The 15,871-nt window shown below is 69.3% G+C and carries 13 protein-coding genes, 4 pseudogenes and 1 riboswitch; of the genes and pseudogenes, 12 read left to right on the top strand and 5 right to left on the bottom strand.

The annotated features are described in order from the left end of the window. Window positions 1-498 precede the first annotated feature (498 nt). Window positions 499-2,028 (top strand): glycoside hydrolase family 43 protein, encoded by a 1,530-nt coding sequence (locus F1615_RS35175; RefSeq protein WP_149553098.1) that lies wholly within the window; start codon window positions 499-501, stop codon window positions 2,026-2,028. 837 nt (window positions 2,029-2,865) lie between these two features. Here F1615_RS35175 and F1615_RS35165 read toward each other — a convergent pair. Then, window positions 2,866-3,471, bottom strand: coding sequence for a lytic polysaccharide monooxygenase auxiliary activity family 9 protein (locus F1615_RS35165; RefSeq protein WP_149553100.1), 606 nt, complete (start codon window positions 3,469-3,471; stop codon window positions 2,866-2,868). Window positions 3,472-4,171: 700 nt separating this feature from the next. Beyond that, window positions 4,172-4,355: riboswitch (cobalamin riboswitch) on the top strand. A 30-nt stretch (window positions 4,356-4,385) separates the two neighbouring features. On the opposite strand from F1615_RS35165, the gene F1615_RS35160 reads away from it, so the two are divergent. Genes F1615_RS35160 through F1615_RS35150 form a run of 3 tightly spaced genes read left to right on the top strand, consistent with a single transcriptional unit; the run spans window position 4,386 to window position 7,356 of the window. Then, entirely contained in the window at window positions 4,386-5,429 is a 1,044-nt protein-coding gene (locus F1615_RS35160) for an ABC transporter substrate-binding protein (protein ID WP_149553097.1), read from the top strand. Further along, window positions 5,426-6,541, top strand: a complete 1,116-nt coding sequence (locus tag F1615_RS35155) for a FecCD family ABC transporter permease (protein ID WP_149553096.1) — start codon at window positions 5,426-5,428, stop codon at window positions 6,539-6,541. The genes F1615_RS35160 and F1615_RS35155 overlap by 4 nt, the downstream gene beginning before the upstream one ends. Continuing rightward, on the top strand, window positions 6,538-7,356 hold the full coding sequence (locus F1615_RS35150; protein ID WP_149553095.1) for an ABC transporter ATP-binding protein: 819 nt from the start codon (window positions 6,538-6,540) through the stop codon (window positions 7,354-7,356). The genes F1615_RS35155 and F1615_RS35150 overlap by 4 nt, the downstream gene beginning before the upstream one ends. Window positions 7,357-7,461: 105 nt before the next feature. On the opposite strand, the pseudogene F1615_RS35145 reads toward F1615_RS35150, so the two are convergent. Next, a pseudogene (locus F1615_RS35145) lies at window positions 7,462-7,827 on the bottom strand (Fe-Mn family superoxide dismutase). A 195-nt stretch (window positions 7,828-8,022) separates the two neighbouring features. Between F1615_RS35145 and F1615_RS35140 the strand changes: the two are divergent. Then, window positions 8,023-9,411 (top strand): phytase, encoded by a 1,389-nt coding sequence (locus tag F1615_RS35140; protein ID WP_149553094.1) that lies wholly within the window; start codon window positions 8,023-8,025, stop codon window positions 9,409-9,411. An 8-nt stretch (window positions 9,412-9,419) separates the two neighbouring features. On the opposite strand, the gene F1615_RS36765 is transcribed toward F1615_RS35140, so the two are convergent. Continuing rightward, window positions 9,420-9,707, bottom strand: coding sequence for an AAC(3) family N-acetyltransferase (locus F1615_RS36765; RefSeq protein WP_280118923.1), 288 nt, complete (start codon window positions 9,705-9,707; stop codon window positions 9,420-9,422). 576 nt (window positions 9,708-10,283) lie between these two features. Between F1615_RS36765 and F1615_RS35130 the strand changes: the two genes are divergently transcribed. Beyond that, window positions 10,284-10,865 carry a TetR/AcrR family transcriptional regulator gene (locus F1615_RS35130; protein WP_149553092.1) on the top strand — a complete coding sequence of 194 codons (582 nt, stop codon included), beginning with the start codon at window positions 10,284-10,286 and terminating at the stop codon, window positions 10,863-10,865. After that, on the top strand, window positions 10,862-11,704 hold the full coding sequence (locus F1615_RS35125; protein WP_149553091.1) for an oxidoreductase: 843 nt from the start codon (window positions 10,862-10,864) through the stop codon (window positions 11,702-11,704). The genes F1615_RS35130 and F1615_RS35125 overlap by 4 nt, the downstream gene beginning before the upstream one ends. 240 nt (window positions 11,705-11,944) lie before the next feature. On the opposite strand, the gene F1615_RS35120 is transcribed toward F1615_RS35125, so the two are convergent. Then, window positions 11,945-12,583, bottom strand: a complete 639-nt coding sequence (locus tag F1615_RS35120) for a GNAT family N-acetyltransferase (RefSeq protein ID WP_149553099.1) — start codon at window positions 12,581-12,583, stop codon at window positions 11,945-11,947. 35 nt (window positions 12,584-12,618) lie between these two features. Here F1615_RS35120 and F1615_RS35115 point away from each other — a divergent pair. From F1615_RS35115 to F1615_RS37280, 5 genes and pseudogenes are all read left to right on the top strand, one after another. Beyond that, window positions 12,619-13,106, top strand: a pseudogene (locus F1615_RS35115) (hypothetical protein); the annotation flags it as partial. A gap of 97 nt (window positions 13,107-13,203) precedes the next feature. Continuing rightward, window positions 13,204-13,569: a MerR family transcriptional regulator gene (locus F1615_RS35110; RefSeq protein WP_149553090.1), complete on the top strand. Its 366-nt coding sequence runs from the start codon at window positions 13,204-13,206 to the stop codon at window positions 13,567-13,569. Between the two features lie 46 nt (window positions 13,570-13,615). Further along, entirely contained in the window at window positions 13,616-14,632 is a 1,017-nt protein-coding gene (locus F1615_RS35105; RefSeq protein WP_149553089.1) for an NADPH:quinone oxidoreductase family protein, read from the top strand. A gap of 51 nt (window positions 14,633-14,683) precedes the next feature. Continuing rightward, window positions 14,684-15,018: pseudogene (locus F1615_RS35100) on the top strand (IS481 family transposase); the annotation flags it as partial. 143 nt (window positions 15,019-15,161) lie between these two features. Next, complete coding sequence (locus F1615_RS37280; RefSeq protein ID WP_167533957.1) at window positions 15,162-15,602, top strand: hypothetical protein; 441 nt, start codon at window positions 15,162-15,164, stop codon at window positions 15,600-15,602. 99 nt (window positions 15,603-15,701) lie between these two features. Here F1615_RS37280 and F1615_RS36755 read toward each other — a convergent pair. Continuing rightward, a pseudogene (locus F1615_RS36755) lies at window positions 15,702-15,871 on the bottom strand (amidohydrolase family protein); the annotation flags it as partial.

The following is a 15,871-nucleotide window of genomic DNA, read 5'->3' as shown; positions in this document are numbered from 1 at the left end:
ACGAGGGCCTCCTGGCGGTCGGGCGTAGATGTCGCAATCCACACCGAACCCAGAAGGCCCTCACCCGTTCAAGCACCCAGCATGCGTGTCACCAACGTCCCGGAACAGCACACCTAGAGCGTGTTCCCTCGGTGGGCCCGGTCAGTTGATCGGACGGGTCCATCCAGTTGGTGATTCGCTGAGCGCCTCCGCCCGAAACGCGTGAACGCGAGCCATGTACCCCAGGTCCTCCACTCGGTCATCTCCGACTGCCCGGCCCTCGGGAAGTCGAGGGCTTCCTCCAGCCGTGGTCTGCCGGGCACGTCGGTTCCCCTCACACAAGCGAATCGGTTCCCCAACCTGGTGGGGTCGATCCAGCCCTGACCATCGAGGCGTTCACCCCCGTGTCTGCGACGCTCAGTGGCTGCTTCCCGGAAGTTGAGCCAGAACCACGACTCGTGATCAAGGCCACCCTAGACTCGTTCCAACGGCGCCCGGCGGCTCGAAGGGAACGTTTCCGTGCACAAGTACGACAACCCTGTGATCAGCGGGTTCCACCCCGATCCGAGCGTGTGCCGGGTCGGTGACGACTACTACCTGGTGTGTTCCAGCTTCGAGTACTTCCCCGGGCTGCCGCTCTTCCACAGCAAGGACCTCGTGCACTGGGAACAGATCGGCAACGTGCTCGACCGGCCCGGGCAACTGCCGCTGCCCCTCCCCGGCGCCAAGGCGTCCGGAGGGCTCTACGCCCCCACGATCCGTCACCACGACGGCCGCTACCGGGTCATCAACACCAATGTCGACGGTGGCGGCAACTTCGTCGTCTCGGCCGAGCGGCCCGAGGGGCCGTGGAGCGACCCGGTGTGGATCGACCTGACCGGGATCGACCCCGACCTGGCGTGGGAGGAGGACGGCACCTGCTGGTGCGCCTTCTCCGGCCCCGAAGGGGGCATCAACATGGCCAGGATCGACCCGGTCAAGGGCGAAGTGCTGGAGGGGCCTTTCGCCACATGGTCGGGCAGCGGCCTCAAGTACCCCGAGGCGCCGCACCTCTACCGCATCGGCGACTGGTGGTACCTGCTGATCGCGGAAGGCGGCACGGAACGCGGCCACAGCGTGTCCATAGCGCGCAGCCGCTCGCCGCGCGGCCCTTGGGAGGGCGCACCCGCCAATCCCCTGCTGTCCCACAGCGGCACTGCCCGCTCCATCCAGAACACCGGTCACGCCGACCTGGTGCAGGCTCCCGACGGCAGCTGGTGGATGGTGCTGCTCGGCGTCCGCCCCCGCGGCTTCACGCCCGACGTGCACGTACTCGGCCGCGAGACGTTCCTGACCCCCGTGGAGTGGGACGAGGACGGCTGGCCCGTCGTCACGCCCGTTCCCGAGAGCCACGCGGCCCCGGGCGGTGCCTGGCAGCCCGTTCCGGCCCCGCCCGCCCGCGACGACTTCGACGGGGCCGCTCTCGCACCGCACTGGATCTCGCCGTTCGTCCGTCCGGAGGACTCCTGGTCGCTCACCGAGCGCCCCGGCCGGCTGGTCCTCAGCGCCACCGGTCCCACGCTCGACCACCCCGGTTACACCTTCGTCGGCCGTCGTCAGCAGCACCACGACTGCCGCGTCGCCGCCGTGATCGACCCGGGTACGGGACGCGGTGGTCTCTGCGTACGCCTGGACGAGGCCCACCACTACGAACTGGAGGCCGGGGACGGGGAGGTCGGCGTCGCCGCCCGGATCGGGCCGCTGCGCCAGACCGTGGCCCGCCGGCCGGTTCCAGCCGGGCCGCTGCCCCTCACCGTCACGATCCGGACGTCGGGCCTCGTGCCCGCGTCGCCCGAACTCACCGACGGCGGCACCACGGGCCCCGACACCATCGCCTTCTGGCTCGACGATCCCGACGCTCCGGACGCCCGGCCGCTCGCCGAACTGGACGGGCGCTACCTGTCCACCGAGGTCGCCGGCGGCTTCACCGGCCGTGTGATCGGCATGTACGCCATCGAGGGCGCGGTCGCCTTCGACTGGTTCGAGTACGCCCCGGCGCCGTCCGCGTGACGCTCGGTGTGCGGGCGGGTGGCGCACCCCGTAGGGCACCCGCCTGCGGCCGGCCCGGTTTCGGTCGAGATGCCTCCCCGGCCCCCGGACGGCCTCCTCACCGGTTGAGTCGACCTGCCCCCCACGCCCCTTCGACCAGGCGGATCGCGCCCACACTTGTCCCTGGTGGCCGGAACCGCAGGTACGAGCGTGCCCACCGTGTCCAAGGTGCTGCGAGGCGGAGCCGACGTCTCGGCGGAGACGCGTGAAGGCCCTCGCGAGGGTGTTTCCGGTCTCCGGCACCCCACCGCGGAGCCGGAAACCGTCGAGCACCGACATCGCCGGGGTCATGGACGCGGCAACCGCCGGCTCGACGCTCTCCGCGAGGCCGCCTAAGCCGCCCGCTCGCGCCGGAGCGTGCCCGTCCTCCGGGCACGCCGACAGCGGTGGAGCGACGACCGGCTGTTCGGGCTGGGCGGCGAGGGTGTCGACGACGCCTCCGTGAACCGGTTGTGTGAACACCCCGTCGCGCAGGTCTTCCGGTTGATGCCCGGTCGGCGGCGATGCCGTTGCAGGTCGCCCCGGGCGTGGGCTCGGACAGGGCCACGGGATCGGTTCTGAACTTGTCCGAGTGGTCCTTGCAGATCCGCCGTCGGGAACTCTCGCTTCCTCCGGATCAGGCGGCTCCCGCCATCAGCGTGTCCAGCGCTAAGGAAGCGGCTCCGGGAGCGGCTCCGGGGTGCGCTGTCGCTGCGGGAATGCCGCCGGGTCGGGGCAGGTGACCGTGCAGGTCGCCCGCCCCGACCCGGCCGGATCCGGTGACCGGATCAGCGACGGCCTGCTGGGGTGCTTCCCGGCTCAGCCGAAGTTCACGTCGCTGCACATCAGGTAGGCCTGGTCGAGGTGCGAGGCCTGCCAGATCGTGAAGACGATGTGATGTCCTGAGTAGCCGGAGGTCCGGACGGGGAAGGTGATGTCCTGTGCCGGAGCGAAGCGGCCGGTCTGCGTGATGAAGTCCAGGTCGTCCCAGCCCAGGCTCTGGGTCTTGGGGTCGAAGCCCTGCTTGCTCACGTAGACCTTGAAGTAGTCCGCGCCGTGGGATGCCTGGTCGTGCAGGTGGATCGAGAAGTTGTCACCGACGGTGGTCGTCTTCCACGGACCGGGCCGGTTCAGGCTCTCGAAGTTCGCGAGGTTGTTGCTGCAGAGCTTGCCGTCGGGGATCCGTGCCTCGAACTGGCCTCCGAGCCCGTCCTGCAGCATGCTCATCCAGTTCCACATGGTGTTCGGGTTCGCCTGGTAGGCCTGCCAGCACATGGGGTCCTGCTGTTCCATGGCCGGGTTCATGTGGTCGTCACCCCATTCCTCCCAGCAGTGGTACGCGCGGGAGGCGGGACCGACGACGGAACCGTGGGCCTGGGCGGTGCCCGTCCACGACAAGGCGCCGACCATCACGGCGAACAGCAGCAGGAACGCCTGGAAGGAGCGGCGACGGGTCGGCCGGGAGAGGCCGGCGGGTAAATGCGACTTCCGCATGGGGGGATGACTCCAATCCTGTGGGAGAAACCTGATGGGAGCGCTCCCAAAGATAAGCAGTGCGCGTGTAGGTTCCATGGAACAAACGCAGCGGTTCCGGGGAGAAACGTTTCGACAGCTGGGTGATCGGCATCCGTTCGCGCCAGTCGCGGTCGAGCCCGGTCAGGTCGGCGTACAGCTCAGCCCGAGCGCGGGCGCCGTCGGCTCCGGCACGCCCGTGGTCGGAGCCGACGGCAGTGCCGCAGACCGGCCGGGCGCCGTGCGCTCAGGTCTGTCAGGCAGTTTCTGGCCCGGGGCGGCACCCGTGGCGTGAACCAGCTCGATCACCCCTGTCCGAGCAGGGCGGGTGGAGGGACGGCGCCCACTCCGATCTGTCCTTCCGCTGTGGCCGACCGCCGTTCTTCCTCCCCTGTATGACATGAAGCCCTCCTGCCTGCCGGTCATTCCGCTGCCGAGTGCCCCGTTCAGGACGCTGGTTCAGGTCCTACGCGCAGCCCTTCGGGGTGGTGAACGTACCCCGCTGCTATCGGTGGCGCCGCGAAGACCGCCTCGGTGGAGGAGACCGACAGGTGTAGCGCTCGTGCTGTGGCCACCAGCGCCGGGGTGCGCACGCCCTTTGGCCGCTTCTCGGCAGACCGTAGGATCAGTGGGTCATCACCGCGACGGGAGACAGGAAGCCGGTGCGAATCCGGCACGGTCCCGCCACTGTGACCGGGGAGTGCACCCCATTGCACGCCACTGCGCCCACGGCGCGGGAAGGCAGGGGGAGGTGTCGATCCGGGAGTCAGGACACTGGCCTGTCGCGGGCCCGATCCGAGGAGCGCGGACTCCCCAGGAGGCTTCACGTGTACGACGGCACGTCCCGTCCCCCGCTGTTCACCCCTGCCCGCAAGCGGCATGCCCTGCGCTCCACGGCTGCCGCCGTCGCCCTGCACGCGGCCCTGCTGACTGCCGGCTGCGGTTCGTCGCAGGACACCGCCGAAGACGTGGAGGCAACGGCCTCGTCGGCCGCCGGCTTCCCCGTCACCGTCGACAACTGCGGTGTGAGGACGACGTACGAAAAGCCGCCTTCCCGCGTCGTCACCATCCACCAGCACCCGGCGGAACTCATGCTCGCGCTCGGTCTGCGGGATCGTATGGTCGGTACCGCCTTCCCCGACTCCGGGGTCCTGCCCGAGCTGGAGAAGGCCTATAGGGCGATCCCTCGGTTGGCGGAGAGGGAACCGTCCTTCGAGACGATCCTGGAGGCCGGGCCCGATCTCGTCTACGGCGGCTACGGCAGCGCCTTCGCCGAGAACGAGGGCCGCTCCCGCAAGGCGTTCGCCGACGCCGGCATCGACACCCACCTCAACCGCGAATACTGCGGGAAGAAGCGGGTGACGATGAAGGACACCTACGACGAGATCCGCACGATCGGCGGGATCTTCGGCGTCCCGGACCGGGCCGACGAACTGGTCGCCGACCTCACAGTCCGCGTCGACGAGGCCGCCACCAAGGTCGAGGACGAACCCGAGACGCGCGTCTTCGTCTACGACAGCGGCGACAAGGCCGCCTTCACCGCGGGCGGCAAGAGCCTGGGCACCGAACTGATCCGGCTGGCCGGCGGCAAGAACGTCTTCGCCGACCTCGACGACGTCTTCGGCGACGTCTCCTGGGAGCAGGTCGTCGAACGCAAGCCCGAGGTCATCGCGATCTACGACTACGCCGACGCCGGGAGTGTCGAGCAGAAGAAACAGTTCCTGCTCTCCCAGCCCGCACTCAAGGACGTCCCCGCCGTCAGGAACGAGCGGTTCGTCGTCCTGCCGCTGACCGCGACCCTGGTCGGCATCCGCTCGGCCTACGCGATCGAGGAGCTGGCCCGCGGCATCCACCCCGAGAGCTTCGCATGACGGCCCCGGTCGTCGAGACCGGCACCGAGCAGGCCGTGCGACAACGGCGGGAGGGCGACAGGCGGGCGGACCGGGCCGGTGTCACTGTCACGCTCGTCGTCCTGGCCGTCCTCCTGGGGGTCTCCGCGACGGCTGGGCTGGCCATCGGCTCGGTGCGGGTGCCGCCCGGCCAGGTGTGGGGCATCATGACGCACGCTCTGGGTGCCGACTGGGTGGAACGGGACTGGTCGCAGGCGCGGGCAACCATCGTGCTGGACGTACGCGCCCCGCGCGTGCTTCTGGGGGCCGTGGCCGGCGCCGGACTGGCGGTCGTGGGAACCGCTCTGCAGGCCTTGATCCGCAATCCGCTCGCCGAGCCGTACCTGCTCGGTGTCTCATCCGGGGCGTCCCTGGGCGCCGTCGTGGTGATCGTGTTCGGGGTGACCTGGTTCGGGGTGGTGTCACTGCCGGTCGCCGCCTTCGCGGGCGCGCTCGGCGCGCTGCTGCTGGTCTACGCCACCGCCCGCACCGGCGGCAGGATCACCTCAGCCCGGCTGGTGCTGTCCGGCGTGGCCGTCGCCGCGATGCTCACCGCCGTCCTGAACCTGCTGCTGCTCACCACCGACCGGGGCAACGAGGCCCGGGCGGTCCTCGCCTGGACCCTCGGCGGCCTCGGTGGCGTCAGCTGGGACTCCCTGTGGCTGCCCGGCGCCGCCCTGGTTCTGGGCATCGCCACCCTCCTGGTCCAGGCCCGCAACCTGAACCTGCTGCTCGCCGGCGAGGAGGCCGCGACCACGATGGGGTTGGACGTGGCACGCTTCCGCGCCCGCATGTTCGTCCTGCTCTCCCTCGTCACCGGCATCCTGGTCGCGGCCTGCGGACCGATCGGCTTCGTGGGACTGATGCTGCCGCACATCGTCCGTCTCGCCGTCGGCGGCGACCATCGACGCGTCCTGCCGACGGCCGCGCTCGGCGGCGCGGTGTTCCTCATGTGGGCCGACATCGCCGCCCGCGTCGTCGCCGCGCCCATGGAGATCCCCGTCGGCGTGCTCACCGCCCTGTGCGGCGGCCCGTTCTTCCTGTGGCTGATGCGCCGCGACGCCCGGCGGAGCACCGACCGGGGAGGGGCATGACCGGCACTGAACTCGTCATCGACGGCGTCACCCTCACCGCAGGCGCGCACTGCCTGGTCGAGGACGTCTCCCTGACCGCCCGGCCCGGCGAGGTCATCGGCCTGGTCGGACCGAACGGCAGTGGCAAGTCCAGCCTGCTGCGGGCCGTCTACCGCGCCCTGCGCCCCGCGACCGGCCGCGTGGGTGTCGACGGCACCGACGCCTGGTCGCTGCCCGTGCGGCAGCTCGCCAGGACGGTGGCGGCGGTCGTACAGGAGTCGGGTGCCGAATTCGACCTCTCGGTGCGTGAGGTCGTCGCGATGGGCCGCACCCCGCACAAGCGGCTGCTCGACGGTGACACCGCCGAGGATGCCGAGTTGATCAGGTCGGCGCTCGCCGTGGTGGACGCCACCGACCTGGCCCATCGCTCCTTCGACCGGCTCTCCGGCGGTGAGCGCCAGCGTGTGCTCATCGCCCGCGCGCTGGTCCAGCAGCCGTCCCTGCTCGTCCTGGACGAGCCCACCAACCACCTGGACATCCGCCACCAGTTGGAAGTCCTCGGCACGTTGCGGCGGCTGTCCGCGACGGTCCTGGTGGCCCTGCACGACCTCAACCTCGCCGCGTACTACTGCGACCGCCTCTACGTCATGCGCGACGGCAAGGTCACCGCCTCGGGTCCACCCGCCGAAGTCCTCACGCCCCACCTGCTGGCGAGGGTCTACGGCGTGGCGAGCGAGGTCATCGTCCATCCACGCACGGGTGCCCCTCAGGTGACCTTCCTTCCCGGAGCACCGGCTCTGGCCACTCGGGTCGAGGCGGATCCCTCCGCCTCGTGATCACGGAAGGGCCCCGGCAAGCGGTGCTTGCGGGGCCCTTCTTGGTGCCTGCCCGGTGAAAGGTGAGAAGGCCATCACGAGCAGGACATCGGTGTGGTCCAGGTGTCACGGTTCGAGGAGCAGGCTGTCGCCGCGCTCCTTGGCGGCGGCGTAGCGCTCTCCACGTCCTGCCAGTTGACGACCTGCCACATGGCCTCGATGAAGTCGACCTTCTGGTTCTTGTCCTGGAGGCAGAAGGCGTGCTCCCAGGCGTCGAAGACCAGGATCGGGGCGGACCCCTGGCCCACGTTGCCCTGGTGGTCGTAGACCTGTGCCCGGAGAGGTGGAAGGCCAGGTTCTTCTCCAGGCCGTTGATCGTCCCCCGCGACTCCTTGCCCGCGCCTCGGCGAGCTGCTCCAGAGTGCCGTTCGCACCCTTCACGTACGCCGCATGGTGCTTGTCGTGATGCAGCCCGATGATTTCCGGGCAGATGACCGGGGCGAGCGCCGGGTAGTCGTACGGAAGTTCAGGGAGCGTGTACGAGTGCGGGACGCCAACCGTGGGAAACGGACGCCGTCAGGCGTCACGACACCCCGCACTCGACCGACGGGAGGAGTACCGCCCGAGCACTCGGCCGGCCGGCCTGCGTCCGGGCGACACGCCGGACCGTGACATCATCCCGCGTTCATGACCGCTTCGCGATTCCTTCGCGAACGTTCCCTAGCGTTCCCGGCGTCCGCATTCCTACCAAGGAGTAACGTGAGCGCCTTCGCTCTCAGCACCCTGACCGCACTCGCCACCGCGTTCACCCTGACCACCGGTCCCACGGCCCCGTCGACCGTCACGGCCTCCGTGGAGACTCCGGTGGTCTACGACGACGAGGCCGGCGGCAACGCCGACGCCGACGACCCAGCCGTGTGGGTCGACCCTGAGAACCCCGGCCGCAGCATCGTCATCGGCACGCTGAAGGAGGCCGGCCTCGATGTCTACGGACTCGGCGGCCGCCGCCTGCAGCACGTAGCGGCACCCCAGGCCCCGAACGAGGACGCCAAGCCCGGCCGCTTCAACAACGTCGACATCGTCTACGGTTTCGAACTGGACGGCGAGAAGACGGACCTGGCCCTCGTCAGCGACCGGGGCCGGGACCGCATCCGCGCCTACGCCATCGACCCCGCGGCCGTCGCGGCCGGCAAGCCGCCGCTGAAGGACGTCACCTCAGCCGACGTCACGCCGGTCTTCGCCGCCGACGAGGCCGAGGTGGACGACCAGCGCACCTCCTACGGCCTGACCGCTTTCAAGGACGACGACAAGGCGTTCGTGGTGGTGTCGCAGCGCGAGGAGACCCGCCTGCGCCTGCTCCAGCTGGAGGACGAGGACGGGCGCGTCGGCTACAAGACCGAGGACACCCTCGACCTGCCCTCCACCTTCGCCCTGCCTGACGGCACCGGGTGGACCCCGTGCGCGGACCCGGGTGAGAACCCCCAGGTGGAGGGCATGGCCGTCGACCTGGAGGAGCACGTCCTGTACGCCGCCCAGGAGGCGGTGGGCCTGTGGCGGATCGACCTGGACGACGAGGAGTTCGAGGACCCCGAGCTCATCGACCGCGTCCGCGAGTACGGCACGCCATGGACGTACGACGCCGAGGAGGAGGAGTGCGTCCTCGACACCGACCATGACCCCGGCTTCGGCGGTGAGCACCTGGCCGCCGACGCGGAGGGCGTCACCGTCTACCACGCCGAGGACGGCACCGGATACGTCCTCGCCTCCAGCCAGGGCGACGACACCTTCGCCGTGTACGAACGCGACGGGGACAACGGCTACCTCGGCTCGTTCGCCGTCACCGACGGCGCCACCGACGGCGTGCAGCACTCCGACGGCTCCACGGTCGTCAACGTCCCCCTGGGCCGGTCCTTCCCCAAGGGTCTGCTGATCACCCACGACGGTGAGGCCACCCCGGCCGACGGCGACCGCGAGGGCACCAACTTCAAGTTCGTCCGCTGGGACGCCGTCGCCGGCTCATTCCCCGAACCGCTCACGGTCGACACCGACTCCTTTGATCCCCGCCACACGGACTGACCTCGCCGTCAGCGCACCGTCCGGCTCCGCGTCGCCCCGAACCACCGCGCCGCGAAATCCACCCGTGGGCGCAGCGGCAGCAGCACGGCCCGCGCCCCGCTCACCGAGCCGGTACGGCACAGGCCGGCCCGTTCGGCGCACGCCTCCCGTACCGCCGGGAAGTCGTGGTCGCTGACGGCCGGTTCGTCGGAGTGCACCCTACGGCGCGCCCGTTCGACGAAACGGGCGCGCCGCTGGCGACCCGGTCGACGGGCAGTCGGACCAGGGGACCGGCGTTGCCGGTCAGGGCCCGACACGGGCAGCACCACGGCGTCGGTGCTTTCGCGGCGCACCGGCTACGACGCGAACGTCAGCCGGGCGATCCCGCAGCCGTGCGCCACGGCCTGCGAGGCCTGCGAGGCCTGCGCGGTCAAGTGAAACGCCCATACGGATATGCACGAGCACTGCCGCGTCTGCGCCGCGGTATGCCGATGTGAGCAGGCTTGCAACGAACGCCTTCCAAGCTCGGCTCAGGGCGCACCAGCGGTTGCCGTGCGCTGATCGATGAGGGCCGGCGGGTGGAGAAGGCACGCTGACCCGGCTGCGCCGCCGCAGTGTCCGTCCTGGCGGCGGTCCACCGAGTGTGGTCCTTCGCGGGCGAAGGCCGCCGGGGCACCGCCGTTGCCGGCCTCCTCACCGCTCCACCGCGACGCTGTGGCAGGCGAGCTGTTCCTGGACGATGACCCCTCACGCGGCAGGAGAGCGAGCAGCCCGCTCAGTCGCTCGCTCGGGCGAGCACGCAGGAGGAGCCCCTGCGGAACGAGTCGGCGCCCGCGCAGCAGCAACTTTCCGACCCGCTTGACGAACTGACATTTCATGCAAGTATTGTCAGCATGCCAGAGGACGACCGCCTCCAACAGATTCTTGATGCCGCATATGCGTGCTTCACCCGGCATGGGGTGCGTCGCACCACCATGGACGACATCGCCCGGGCTGCCGACATGTCTCGCCCCGCCGTGTACCAGTACGTCCGGAACAAGCAGGACGCGTTCCGCCGCCTGGCCGCCAGGCTGCTGGAGACGTCACTGAACGAGTCACGTTCCGCGGCGGCTGCTCAGAGCGACTTGACCGAGCGGCTCACCGGCGTGCTGGAGGCCAAGCTGCGGCTGGTCGCCCGACTGTGGCAGGACAGCCCCGCCCACGCCGCCGAGCTGCTGGCGGTTGAGGTTCGCCAGTCGGCGGATGTGATCGAGACCTACGACATGGCCATGTGTGAGCTGCTCACCTCGGCCGTCACCGACGCCCGCCCCGATCTTCCCAAGGCTGAAGCAGACGAGGTGGCCGCATTGCTCCTGGCTTTCACCCGCGGCCTGGAGACAAACCTGAGCGACCCGCGAGTCCCCATCCGGCGCCTGCGTCGCGGCGTCGAGATGTTCATCGCCGGCCTGGACCACTTCCCCGAGGAGACAGCATGACCACGACCGCCATATTGATCACCGGTACCTCCTCGGGCATCGGTCGGGCCACGGCCCTGCGCTTGGCCGCCCGCCCGGAGCTGTCCGTCTACGCCACGGCCCGTCGCCCCGAAACGCTTGCCGACCTCGCCGAGGCGGGAGCAAGGACTCTGGCCCTGGACGTCACCGACGAGGAGTCCATGTCCGCCGCCGTCAAGACCATCGAGGCCGAGCACGGATCGATCGGCGTGCTGGTCAACAACGCCGGCTACGGCGCGTACGGGACCGTCGAGGAGACGGATCTGACTGAGGTCCGCCGCCAGTTCGAAACAAACGTCTTCGGGCTGGCACGGATGACGCAGCTGGTGCTGCCCGGTATGCGCGCCGCCGGACACGGGCGCATCGTCAATGTGGGTTCCATGGGCGGGCGAATGGTCTTCCCAGTGGGTGGTTACTACCACGCCAGCAAGTACGCGGTCGAAGCTCTCACTGACGCGCTGCGTTTCGAAGCTGCCCCCTTCGGGATCAAGGTGAGTCTGGTGGAACCCGGCCTGATCCGGACCGGATTCGGAGATACGGCGGCCCGCACCTTGGCCGACTCGGCTGCTCCGACAGGCCCGTACTCGATGCTGAACAACGCGGCCGACCGACAGATGGCACAGTCCTACCGATCACGGACGCTGTCCGCCCCGCCCGAGGCCGTCGCCAAGGTCATCGAACGTGCTGCCACCGGGCCGCGACCCAAAATCCGCTACGTGATCACGCCTGCCGCCCGCATGCTGGTGCACAGCCGCCGCCTGCTCGGTGCCGGCGTCTTCGACGCCTACCTCCGCCGACAGTTCAGGGCAACGGCCCGATAAGGGCCCCGGACTGGCCGGCCGAGCAGGGGCCGGCCAACAGCTCCACCGCCATCACGGCTGCACCGCGCCTTCCGTGCAGGCTTCGCCCAACTCGGCACCGGACAGAAGTGAAAGGCCCGGTACGACAGCGCGGCCCCAGATGGCGGGCCTTTGCGAGTGGAGGTCTGGCCAGGCCCGGGAGTCAGGACTTCCCCGTCCAGCAGTCGGTGAGGGGCCTTTACGGGGCAGACGTTTGCGCGTTCAGGGGTTCCACACCATGGTCTGCTGGTGCACACGTCGGCCGTTGTGACGCAGCCCGGGGATTTCGGCTGCCGGACCGTGCTTGGTGAAGCCCTTCCGCTCGAAGAAGCGGACAGCCCGGGTGTTCTCCAACAACGTCTGCAGATGGCAGCCCTTGCCCGTCTGCTCCGCCACCTGCTCCAACCAGCGGTCCATCAGACCATCGGCTGCCCCGGAGCCGCGCGCCTCCGGGGCCACGTTGATATGCAGGTGTGCTGGCCAACGCGCATCGTCGAAGTCGCTGGCGGTCGGCCTCCGCCGGACCGCAGCCCATGCCAGATCGGCGAGAGCCCGAGCGAAGAACGCCGCCGGTCGTAACCTGATGAACAGCCTGTACTGCTTGATGGCCTTCTCCATGCGCTCGCTCTCGCTGGGAAACGCCGCACTGTCCGTACAGCCGGCCAGGTAGCCGACCAAACGGCTGCCATCGACGGCGAGGAAGAGCGAGGCGGGCGCCAGGTCCATGTATGGCTCAAGGTAGACGGCAGCCTCGGACTCGTCATGGCCCCACAGCGATTCGCTGGGAGATCCTGCCCCGGCACGGCCGAACAGGTCCCGGAGGCCCGACCGATCCGCCTCGGTGAACGTGCGGATCTCCATCACGTTGCCACCCACCTTTCAAGATCGTCTATGAGATCGGGCGAGTCCGTCGCCGGTGCACTCCACGCCAGCGAACCCACGGTGGGTGTGCGGCAGCACTCTATGCGACGACCGACGATCTGCTGAAGGAGCGGCCGGACTTGGCTCCGTGGCAGCCGGCTGTGGAGATTGCACCGCAGCTCACGGACGCCGAACTGATCGCTCTCGCGATGACGCAGGCCATGCTCGGCTTCACTTCCGAGGCCAGATGGCTCCGGCACGCCCGAACCCACCTGCGGCACCTCTTCCCCTGCCTGCCGCAGCAACCCGGCTACAACAAGCGGCTCCGCAAGGCTACCGAGTTGCTCCGCCGGGTCACCGTGGATTCCGCCGCTCACGGGAGACCGTGAAACGCTCCGACTTGGCCGGATGGGCCGAGTACGGCTATGGCGCCAGCCACAGCCGCTTCTCCTGGGGACTGCGTCTGCACCTGGTGTGCACCCTCCAGGGCCTGCCCGTCGCCTTCGCTGTGACCAGCGCCAAGTGTTGCGGGACATAAGGCGGTTGACGCCTGAGCAGGTCGTCAACTCGTCGTAGCGAGTGCCGGAAGACTGCGGTGCTTCTGGATGTTGGCTGCATGTATGAAGATCAGCGAAGCTTCCAGAGTCAGCGGCGTGAGTGCGCGATCGTTGCGGCACTACGAGGACGAGGGCTTGATCGTCCCTGGCCGTTTCAGCAATGGGTTCCGCGACTACTGCCAGTCCACCATCGACCGGGTGCTCGTCATCCGCTCGCTGCTGGAGTCCGGGCTGCCCGTGCGGTTGATCAGGGAAGTCCTGCCCAGCCTCACCGACGGATCCGATGCCGGTACCGACGCGGTGTGCGCGGAGTTCCTGCACGAGGTGCAGAGCTATCGCGATCGGCTCGCTGCTCGCATCGCCGTTCTCAGCGATCAGCAGGCGGCACTCGACGCCTACCTGCGAGAGGCCCGCCGTACTGATCCCTGACAGCCGCTTGACCTTGACGTAAGTGTCAGACTCCTACGTTCGGTGCATGGAGATCAACAAGCAGCAGAACACCGCCGAGCAGACCGTACGAGCGCTGGTCCAGCGGTCGCAGCGGGGACCGAAGGATCTGACCCTCACGCCGGATCACCACCGCGCTGCCCCGGGCCCCGGCGAGTACCTGATCCGCGTCGGCGCCGCCGGGGTCAACTTCGCCGACGTCATGCAGACCCATGGCACCTACGGAGGAGGCCCGCAGGCACCCTACGTGGCGGGCTTCGAGGCGGCCGGAGAGATCGTGGAGGTCGGCCCGGACGTCGAAACACCGTTGCAGCTCGGCACCCACGTCGTCGGAACCGGACCGGGCGCCTTCGCGCAGTACATGACGATGCCAGCCGCGGGTGTACTTCCCGTGCCGGCCGGCTGGAGCGACGCCCAAGCGCTCGGCCTCGTGCTGAACTGGGCCACCGCCTTGGCGGCACTGAAGCCGTTGGGCGAGATCAAGACGGGTGATGTGGTGCTCGTTCATGCCGCGGCCGGCGGCGTCGGGCAGGCTGCCGTTCGCCTTGCCCGCCACCACGGTGCGCGGGTGATAGCCACGGCGTCACCAGCGAAGCACGAAGCTGTCAAAGCGCTCGGCGCTGACGAGGTGCTGGACAGCCGACGCCCCGATCTGGCTGAGGAGATCACCCGCCTCACCGGCGGGGTCGATCTGGTCCTGGAATCGGTGGGCCAGGCCACGTTCGAGGCCAGCCTGTCGGTCACCAAACCCTTCACCGGATGCATCGTCGTGTTCGGTGCCGCTTCCGGTGACGCCACTCTGACCACACACGACCTGGTCTTCACCCACCAGGTCCAGATCAAGGGTCTGCACATAGGTGCGCTGGCGGTCGCGGCCCCGTCCCTCTACCAATCGTTGCTCGTCGAGATCGAGACTCTCATCGCCCACGGCGTGTACCCACCCGGCACCCCCCGAGTGCATCCCCTGGCCGAGGGACCGGCGGTGCTCCAGCAACTCGAAGCGGGCCAGACCCGGGGCAAGCTGGCCCTCGATCCTTGGCGCTAGGAACGCCTCTGCTCCTCCGCAATGCTCCGCTGTCCCGCGAGGGGTGGCTTCGAGCTACAGGCCGAAGGGATCTCACTCAGTCGCCGCACCGTGTCGCGGCATCTGCGCGCCCTCGGCCTGAACCGGCGGCGGTTGATCGATCCCAACGGCGAGACCAACCGGGAACCGCAGAAGATCACCGCTCGCCGTCCGGGGCACATGGTCCACATCGATGTGAAGAAGGTCGGCCGGATCCCGGACGGCGCTGGCTGGCGAGTCCATGGACGCGAAAGCCACCAGGCCAAAACTGTCGAGCGACGCAAGAACACAAGGGCGCACGCGGCGGGTACGTCTACCTGCGTTCCGCCGTCGACGGCTTCAGCCGACTTGCCTACACCGAAGGGCTGCCAGCGGCTCTCCGGCACCGGCGGCGCGGGCACCGGCACCGGACGTCTGACGCGCCGCGGCACAGCCCGTCCCCGCCCATCCGGACCGATCGGAAACGAGTCGACATGGCGGCATCGTGTTCGACCTGACCACGGTTGAGCGGATGCTGCACGGCACCGCAGGACACGTCCTGGTCGTCGGCGCCGACATCTACTCCCGCATCCTGGACCCGGCCGACCGCCGCACCGCGGTCCTGTTCGGTGACGGCGCGGGCGCCGTCGTCCTGGGTCCCGTCCGCGGAAGGGGCGTGATCGCCACCCGCCTGGCCTCGTTCCCCGACTCCGGCCACGCCGGAGTCACTCGCGGACGGTCTGCACTGTTTCACGATGGACGGCCGGGCCGTGCGTGCCTTCGTCGAGGACCACGTCGGACCGGTGATCGACGACTTCCGTCGAGGGCCTTGGGGTTCCAGTCCGTGGCGTTGGTGTCGGTGATGCTCATTGCATGCTCCTCGATGGATTCGGTTCATCGGTCTGCCGTTGCGCGAAGTGAGCGCCGGTGCAGCTTCGAGGCCGATGTTCGGCCGCTGCGGACGGCTGACTGACCACCAGGTTCGTCGCGTGGTGGAATCGGAACCAGGCCGCCGGTTCCCCAGGTGCGCGGCGCCATGGAGCCGGCTGGGCTCGGAAGCTGACGGGGACTCTCAGCCGGTGGTGGCGTTCAGGACGTACTCGCGCGAGGCGTGCACCTCGCCGCGCAGGGCGGCCAGATCGACGTCGAGGACCTGGCCGTTCCACTTGCGGGGCTCGCCGTTGATGAGGACGGCGCTGACGTTGCGGGCGTCCGAGCCCAGCACGATGGTGCCGATCGGGT

It is taken from the genome of Streptomyces marokkonensis (genome assembly GCF_008312835.1).
GTDB lineage: Bacteria > Actinomycetota > Actinomycetes > Streptomycetales > Streptomycetaceae > Streptomyces > Streptomyces marokkonensis_A.
The sequence above is the reverse complement of the archived record's forward strand: the minus strand, read 5'-3'. Positions and strand labels throughout refer to the sequence as shown.